Source organism: Clostridium ihumii AP5, assembly GCF_000612845.1.
In the GTDB taxonomy this organism is placed as follows: Bacteria; Bacillota; Clostridia; order Clostridiales; family Clostridiaceae; genus Clostridium_J; species Clostridium_J ihumii.
Genome location: NZ_CCAT010000075.1, coordinates 1 through 9,403, shown reverse-complemented (window position 1 = coordinate 9,403; position 9,403 = coordinate 1). Strand labels below are relative to the sequence as shown.

The 9,403-nt window shown below is 29.0% G+C and carries 2 protein-coding genes; both read left to right on the top strand.

Annotation, left to right across the window (positions count from 1 at the left end):
• The first annotated feature begins 794 nt into the window (after window positions 1–794).
• Window positions 795–4,466, top strand: a complete 3,672-nt coding sequence (locus BN346_RS20680) for a cell wall-binding repeat-containing protein (RefSeq protein WP_081771043.1) — start codon at window positions 795–797, stop codon at window positions 4,464–4,466.
• Window positions 4,467–5,712: 1,246 nt separating this feature from the next.
• The coding region (locus tag BN346_RS20675) for a cell wall-binding repeat-containing protein (RefSeq protein ID WP_051540455.1) at window positions 5,713–9,403 on the top strand (3,691 nt) is incomplete at its 3' end.

The window sequence follows — 9,403 nt, the reverse complement described above, 5'->3', positions numbered from 1 at the left end:
TAAACTTCCTTTGGTTGATTGGTACATTCCAAAAAATGAACCAATAGAACTAAGCAAGGCTATGGGACTGACCTTGCTTGCTCAGTTAATTATCTTATTTAAAAGGGTAGATAAATTATAAAAAGGTAGTTAGCCTATGAGAAGTCTGTCCCTCTTGTTCATTAGTATCTTCAAATAAAAAAATGAAATCTAGCAAGGATACAAACAATTTAAAAAACAGTTGCAATAATTACTATAATAATTTCCAAAATTTATTATATAAAGTTTGCCTAAATAAATTAGATAATAATAATATAAATAAAAAATTAGATGAAAAATAGAAAAAAATAAAGAAAAATGTCGAAATAAAAGATAACAATGGATATATATTAATAATTTCACATAACAATAAAATTTTACTAAAAAATAATTAAAAAATAATTGACAAAAGCAACAAAGTTTGCAAGAATATAAGGTATAAAGATAAGGTAAATATTCAAAATATAGTGTAAAAAACAATATTATTAGCAAAAAGAATATTTAATTTAAAATATGTAAAAAATTTAATGTAATGATAAAATCTCAGTACAAATATAGAACATACTACGGTATGAAATATAGAAAAGATTTTAAATAATCGCTAAGTTTAATTAGTTAAATTTTAAAATCGAAAAACTTAGGATATTTGTGTTAATAAGTATTTCAACCATATGAATCTATGTTCTATATAGTGTTGAGAGGCATTAGATAGATAATTAGGTAGAATACAGATGCCTTTTATAAAAAAATCTAAAACAAAAAGGGGAGTAAACAAAATGAAAAAAAGTTCAAGAGTAATTTCAACATTATTACTTGGTGCTACACTTACATCATTCAGCACAGGCGTATTCGCAGTTGAATCAAAAGAGGTAGTACAAGATAAATTAGCAGGAGCAACAAGATATGAGACTAACTTAGCAGTTAGTGCTAAATGGGACAAGGCTGATACAGTAGTATTAGTAAACTCATATGGTATAGCAGATGCATTAGCAGCTACACCACTTGCTAAAAAAGAAGGAGCTCCAATATTAATAACTGAAGGAGATAAATTAACATCTTCAACAGCTAAGGAAATCGAAAGATTAGGAGCTAAAAAAGTTATCATAGTTGGAGGAGACGGAGTAGTTTCTAATGACGTAGTTAAAGATTTAGAAGCTATGAAAGTATCTGTTGAAAGATTAGGCGGTAAGTCAAGATACGAAACTTCAGCAGCAGTTGTTAAAGCAATGGGTAACGTAGAAAAAGTTGCAGTTGTTAATGGATATGGATTAGCTGATGCATTATCAGTAGCAGCACCAGCAGCATCAAATGATATGGCTATAGTTTTAGCTAGCAAAGATGCTTTAAACAATTCAGAAGATGTTGTTAAAAATGCTAAAGAGAAATATGTAATCGGTGGAGAAGGCGTTGTATCTGAAAGCTTAGCAAAAGAAATCGGAGCTGAAAGATTAGGTGGAGCTACAAGAGGCGAAACTAACGCAGAAGTTTTAGAAAAATTCTACGCTAACGAAGAGTTAGATAAAATATATGTAGCTAAAGATGGTAATCCAAATGAGACAGAATTAGTTGATGCTCTAGGAGCAGGAGCTTTAGCAGGAAAAGAAAACAACCCAGTAGTATTAGCTGGAGCAGCATTAAGTGCTGGACAAGAAGCTTACTTAAAAGCTAGAACAGCAAACGCTGTAGTAGAAGTAGGTAACGGAATAAACACAAACACTGTAGCAGCTATAGTAAAAGCTTTAGAAGTTAAAGACGTTGAAGAAAACGTAGAAGCTAAAATATTATCAGCAAAAGCTATAAATGGTGGACAAGTTGAAATAAAATTCAACAAAGAAGTAGATAAAGATTCAGCTAAAACTGCAGCTAACTACACATTAAAAGGTAGTGAAGATGGAAATATAACAGTTAAAGCTGACAACATAATAGTTAAAGAAGATAACAAAACAGTTGTTGTAACTTTAGACGAAACTGTAGCTAAATACACTAACCAACAAAACATAGATGTTAAAGTTGAAAATGTATTAGCAGCAGACAAAAAAGAAAAATTCCCTAAATATGAAGAAACAGTAAAAATGACTGATACAAAAGTTCCAACATTAGAAGGAATCAAACAAGTTGGACCAAGACAATTTGATTTAACATTCTCTGAGCCAGTTAAAAAAGGTTCTAAATTCGATGTACAAATCAAACAAGGAAGCAACATCTACACAGTAGTAGGATCAGAGTATAACTATGCTGAAAATACTGTAACAATCAAAACAGGAGTAGATTTAGCTGATGGAGAATATAGCTTAGAAATAGCTGAAGGAACATTTGTAGACTTCGTAGGATTAAAATCAGACGAAATAACAAAAACTTTAACAGTTAAAAAAGATACTTCAGCAGTTGCAATGAATGAAGTAACAGTATCAGGAGATACAGCTACTATAAAATTCAACAAGAAAGTAGAAAACTTTACAGATGCTAACGTTAAATTCTACTTAGACTACGTAAATGAGTCTGCTCAATTTAAAGGAACTGTTACAACTGTAGAAGGTTCAACAGACAAAATAGATGTTAAATTTAACAATTTAATAACTCCAGGAAATCACAAAGTAATAGTTAGATATGCTGATGCAGAAGAAACTAAAATAGAAGATTTATGGGGAAATAAATTAGCTGAATCAGAAATGGCTTTCGAAGTTGAAAATGATACAGCAGCTCCAACAGTATCAAAAGTTGAATACAAAAACACAAACATCATTGAAGTAACTTTCGATAAAGATGTTGAAGGTGCAGATAAAGCTGACGCTTACGAATTAAAAAATTCTAAAGGTGAAAAAATAGCTATATCAAGCGTTGCTTACAACACAAATGATAAAAAAGCAACATTAACAGTTGGAAAAATAGAAGGAAATCACACTTTAGTAGTAAAAGCTGACAAAATCACAGATACTACAATAAACAAAAATAAATTAGCTGAAACAAGCTTTGAAATAGCAGCTCCAGATAAAACTGCAGCAACAGTTAAAAAAGTTGTAGTTGGTGGAAAAAACACTAACGAAATGACTATAGAGTATAGCGAAGCTATGAAAACATCTGGAACAGGTTCAGTACTTGATAAATCACTATATGAAGTTCAAGTAACAACTACTACAAGAGCAGCTCAGTGGAAAAACTTAAATGACATAGAAGATGCTAAAATAGAATCAATAGGATCAAATGGTTCAAAAGTTAAAATAACTTTACCAGAAGAAAATGAATTAGATGCAGCAACACCAGTTAAAATTGGACAAGTTCAAGATTTATCTGGAAACAAAGCTGAAATAGGATCAACTACAACAATAGAAGAAACAGTAGCAGATGCTATAGTTATAGAAGATGAAATCAACGTTGTAGGTAGAAACAAAGTTGAAATAATAACAGAAGCTAAAATTAAAGATGTTTCTAAAATCAAAGTTGAAAAAGGAACATTAGCAGGTAGCGACTGGACACCATCAGTAGAAGCTGCTGACGAATTAAAAATAGCTAACTCTGATATAGCTACTACTGAAGAAGGAAAAACAAAATTAACTTTAACATTCTCTAAAGTAGATGGAAAAGATAATTTCACAACTAATCCAACAGGAAACTTAAAAGTTATATTTGCAGATGATGCAGCTGAAACAGATTTAGGAACTACAAAAGGAGTAGAAAAAGTTACTGCAATAGTAGATAAAGTAACTCCAGAGTACGTTAAAGATTCAGCAAAAGCTATAAAAAATGCTGATGAAAAGTTAGAAAAAGTTGAATTTACATTCACTGAAGAATTAGATGCTATAACTAGATACTCATTCGAAGTTGAAGGATTCAAAGTAGTTTCTGCAGCTAAAGTTGGTGAAAAAGTAACATTAACTTTAGACGTTAAAGATCAAGAAGATCCATGTCACTTAGATAAAGTAACAGTAAAACAAGTTGGAAAAATAGCTGATATGGCAGAAAACGAATTAAAAGACTTCTCAGCAGAAGCTAAGGTTTTTGAAGCAGCACCAGCAGCTACAACACTTAAAATAGATTATGCAACTGAAAAAGTAACAGGATTTAATGCATCAACAATGGAAGTTGCGAATGATGCAGCATTTGAAAATAAAATCGCAGACTTTGATGGAACTATAACTCCAGGACAAACAATATATGCTAGAGTTAAAGCTACTTCAAATTCAGAAGTTGGAGCAGTTCAAACAATTGTAGCACCAGCAAGACCAGCAGCACCAGCATCATTAACAGCTGGAGTTTTAAAAATAACAGGAGCAACACCTAGCACAGCTTATGAAGTTAAATTAGCTGATGGAGAATGGGTTGAAAAGACTGCAGATGAATCAGGTGAAATAGCAGTTGAGGCAGCTGGAAATTACAAAGTAAGATTAAAAGCTACAGACAGTGCTTTTACAAGTGAAGAAGCAACTGTAAATTCAGTTACTGAATCTTAATATTATAATTTTAAGTTAACACGATATCCTATTAGGCTTTACTCCCGAAAGGATAGAATTATATAAAAACGACCCCCTATTAAAATAGGGGGTTATTTTTATGTCTTAATTTATATTAAATATATTAGAAAGCAAAGTTATATTATTTCAAATTTTAAAATTATAATTTAAGAAAGTATAAGTTCATATATATAGCATATTTTAGCATCTAAATTAAAATTCATTCATAAATATAAGTATTGACATATAATTTAAATTTAAAATGTAACACATTTAAAGTATTTACATATAAATGATAATTGGCAAGCAGTTCAATAAAAATCAATAACTAATAATATGATAAAAAAAATATAGGTTATTTTAAACTACTATTTAGATTATCTATGTCTAAAATATAAAAAAAGTGAAAAAAAAGAGAGAAAAAGTCGAAAAAGATAAATGAAGCCATCTAATTATTTAAATGAAATCAATTATATTATAAAAAAATAAAAAAATGAAAAAAAGTGAAAAAAATACCTACAAAAAGTTAAAAAAAGGTAAAAAACTACTTAAAAAATTTTAAAATTGGATGTATAATAAAAAACTATAATAGATAGTTGAAATAAATACCATTTAAAATAAAATTTATAGTGTTTAAAAATAAAAATATACATAAAATTACATATATATAATAGAAATTAATAGATAATAATATAAAATTAACCATGGTTTATATTGACAAACAAATTATATAATGTAAAATTATATTGTAATATGAATTAAACCCAAAAATAGGATTAATTTTATACAGTAATAATATATAGTAATAAAATATAAAATTTAGAAATATAAAAGAAAATAAATAATATATAAAGTTGTAATATTAAAGCTAATGCTTTAAAGTACAGATTCTAGCTAAATAATATAGACAGGCTAAGATTTTGTAAAAATTCTCAGCATAATTATGGAACATCAGTGATACATTTTCTAGTTTAAAAGGAAAACTTAAATAAATACTTAATTATTTATAAATAGATGCATGATTTAGTACAAACTGTTTTAGTTTACTAGAATTGTTGTGCTGACTTTATTTTTAATATGAAATTAGTATTCTATTTCAAAAATCTTTTTAAAACAGAAAAAAGAGAGCTATAAAGTTCTTAAAACTAGGATACTGTGTATTAACAATGTTCTATACAATGCTGAGATGCATTAGAGTATTAGACTTAAATATTAATTTTACTAAAAAGAAAAGGGGAGTAAAAACATGAAAAAAAGTTCAAGAGTAATTTCAACACTATTACTTGGTGCTACACTTACAACATTTAGCACTGGTGTATTCGCAGTTGAATCACAAAAAGTTGTAAAAGAGAAATTAGCAGGAGCAACAAGATACGAAACAAACTTAGCAGTAAGTGCTAAATGGGAAAAAGCTGAAACTGTAATCTTAGTAGAAGGATATGCAATTCCAGATGCTCTAGCAGCAACACCACTTGCTAAGCAAAAAGATGCTCCAATACTATTAACTGAAACAGCTAAATTAACAAAAGCAACAGCTGACGAAATCACAAGATTAGGAGCTAAAAATGCTATAATCGTTGGAGGAGAAGGCGTTGTATCTAAAGAAGTAGAAAAAGATTTAGAAGCAATGAACGTAAAAGTTACAAGACTTGCTGGACAATCAAGATTCGAAACTTCAGAAGCAGTTGTTAAAGAAATGGGAGAAGTTTCTAAAGTAGCTGTAGTTAATGGATACGGTGAATCAGATGCTTTATCAATAGCAGCACCTGCAGCTAAAGATGGAATGGCAATAGTTCTTGCTGGAAAAGATGAATTAAAAGGATCAGCAGACGTTGTTAAAAACGCTAAAGAAAAATACGTAATCGGTGGAGAAGGCGTTGTATCTGAAAAATTACAAAAAGAAATCGGAGCAGAAAGACTAGGTGGAGCAACAAGAAACGAAACTAATGCTGCAATACTAGACAAATTCTACTCAGAAAAAGAAATAGAAAATCTTTATGTTGCTAAAGATGGTAACCCAAAAACAACTGAATTAGTTGATGCTTTAGGAGTTGGACCATTAGCAGGAAAAGAAGGAAACCCAGTAATGTTAGCAGGAGCTAAAGCAAGTGCTGGACAATTAGAATACTTAAAAGATAAAACAGCTAAAAAAGTTACAGAAGTTGGTAATGGAATAAACGCTACAACTTTAGCTGACATAGTAAAAGCTTTAGAAGTTAAAGATGTAACTCCAGAACCAAGTGATAAAGCAGAAGTAACTGGCGTTGAAGTATTAAACGCTAACCAAATAAAAATAAACTTCAACCAAAAAGTAGATATAGATAGTGCTGAAACAATAAAAGATCACTATGAAGTTAAAACTGATGAACACAATACTGATTTATTAAATATTAAAAATTACACAAATAAGGATACAGGTGTAGGAGCTAAAGCAGAGGTACAAGAAGATGGAAAAACAGTTATATTAACTTTACCACAAGCTTATACAACTGAATTCAAACACAACCAAGAAACTGTAAAAGTAAAAGTAGAAAATATAATGACAGCTAATAAAAGTGAAGTTATTGAAAAATATGAGAATAAGAAAGTTAAATTATTTGATAACACATTACCAGAATTAAAGGCTGTTAAACAAGTTGGACCAAAAGAATTTGATTTAGTATTCTCAGAGCCAGTAACATCAGATTCGCCTTCAACAATAGTTTCAGCTATAAGAATAGATAATGGTAAATATACTTGCACAGCTAAAACAAGAATAGATAATGATGTTCAAGCTAAAAAAATAGATGCAAATGTAATTAGAATAAAAACAGGATCAGAGGTTAAAGACGGAGAGCATACTTTAACTATAAAGGAAAATAAATTAAGTGATTATACTGGACTAAAACTTGAAGAAACAAGCACAAAATTTGAAGCTAAAAAGAATACAGAAGATGTAACAGCTTCAGTTTATAAAACTTCAGAGAATACAGTAACTTTACAATTTAATAAAGAAGTAGAAAATGCTGAAACAGAAGGAAAAGATAAAAATACTAATGTTTCTTACTACTTAGATTATGAAAATAATACAGGGTATAAAGCTGAAAAAGCTATAATGGAAGATGGAAAATTAGTTCTTAGCTTTAATAGAGATATACCATCAGGAGACCATAAAATACTTGTAGTTTATGGAAATGACAAAAAAGATAAAGTTCAAGATTTATGGGAAAATGAATTAAAAACTAAAGAAATAGCATTTACAGTTGCTAAAGATACAGTTGCTCCAACAGCTACAGTATCTTACAATAAATCTGATAAAGTAATAGAAGTAAAATATAGTAAACTTGTAGATGAAGATGATGCTATAATTACAAGTAATTATAGATTAAAAGATGATAAAGGAAATTATAAAAATATAAAATCTGTTGACAAAAAAGAAGGAAATAATTTAGTTTACAGAATTAAAACTGATGGAGAATTATCAGGAAAATATACATTAACTATAAAGGGAAATAAAATTCATGACACAAGTGTAGAAAGAAATGTATTAGCAGAATCTATATTTGAACTTGATACTTTAGATTCAAAAGCACCATCAATAATATCAATTAGATATGGTGGAGAAAAAGATACTAATAAAATTTATATAGAATTTAGTGAAGCTATGAAAACTGAGGGAGAAGGTTCTATATTAGATAAAACTTTATATCACTTAGAATACGAACAAGATACAAAAACTGACAAAATTGTGAATAAAACTTTAGATGAAATTGAAGATGCTCACATAGACTTAAGAGGAAATAATGCTGTAATTATAACAGTACCAGATACAATTGTAGAAAAAGGTGAAGAAACATTAAAAGTTAAAGTTGGAAGAGTGTGTGATGAAAACAACAACTTTGCTCCAATAAGTGGAATTATCTCAAGTGGTAAAGAAGGAAGTAAATTTGTAAAATCAGATAAGAATGCTTTCTTAGCAATTAATGATAATAAGATAGAAGTATTAAGTGGTGCACAACTTGATGAAAATGATATTTTAAATAAAACTAATAATGCTAATGTTAATATTGTAGATTCTAAAAAGATAGAATTCTATGTAAAAGGTGAAATTACATCTATAGTTCCAGAGTCAATAAAACTTGGAGATAACCAATGTGTAGACGGCGACACAAATGTTGTTAACTTAAAAGTTGCTGAAGGTGAATATGTAAAAGCAACTAAAATAACATTAAAATTTGAAAACAATATTAAAAAAGAAGTAACTACATTAAAATCTATAAAAGATGAAGCTTTAACAACTATATTAAACACAAAATCTTTAGCTGGTAACATTGAAAGCTTAAAGTTAAATGTTGCAGAATCTGAGAAAAAAGTTGTTAAGTATGTAGATGATTCAGCTACAATATTTGTAGATAATAATAAAGTAGCAACTAAAGTAGTATTTAAATTAAATACTGAAGTTCATAATGTAAATGTTGATACATTTAAAATAGGAGATGGAGACTATAAAGTAGACTCAGTTGAATATGCTAATAAAGAAGCGGGTAAAGACGGTAGTGATACAGTAATCTTAAAGCTTGACAAAGAAAGTGTATGTAACGCAGCAGATAAAAATGTTGATATAGATGTTGAGTTAGCAAATCCAATATATGATTTAAATAACAATAAAACAGAAAAAATGGATTCATTCCAAATAGATAGAATAGTAAATGAAGACAAATTCACTGCTGTGAATAATGCTGATACTAAAGAAAATATGAAAATAGCTTTAGAAGCTATGAATATATCATTAGATCCAAAAGTTGAAGGAAAAACTTCAACAGATGTAGCTGAAAAAGTTTTAGCAATTAAAAATGATAAAGAATTTGTGACTGTATTAGACGTTGAAAATGCAGTAGTTAAAGGAATTGAGCAAGTTAAAGCAGACGCAGAAAAAGAAGCAGCAGTAGCAGCAGCAT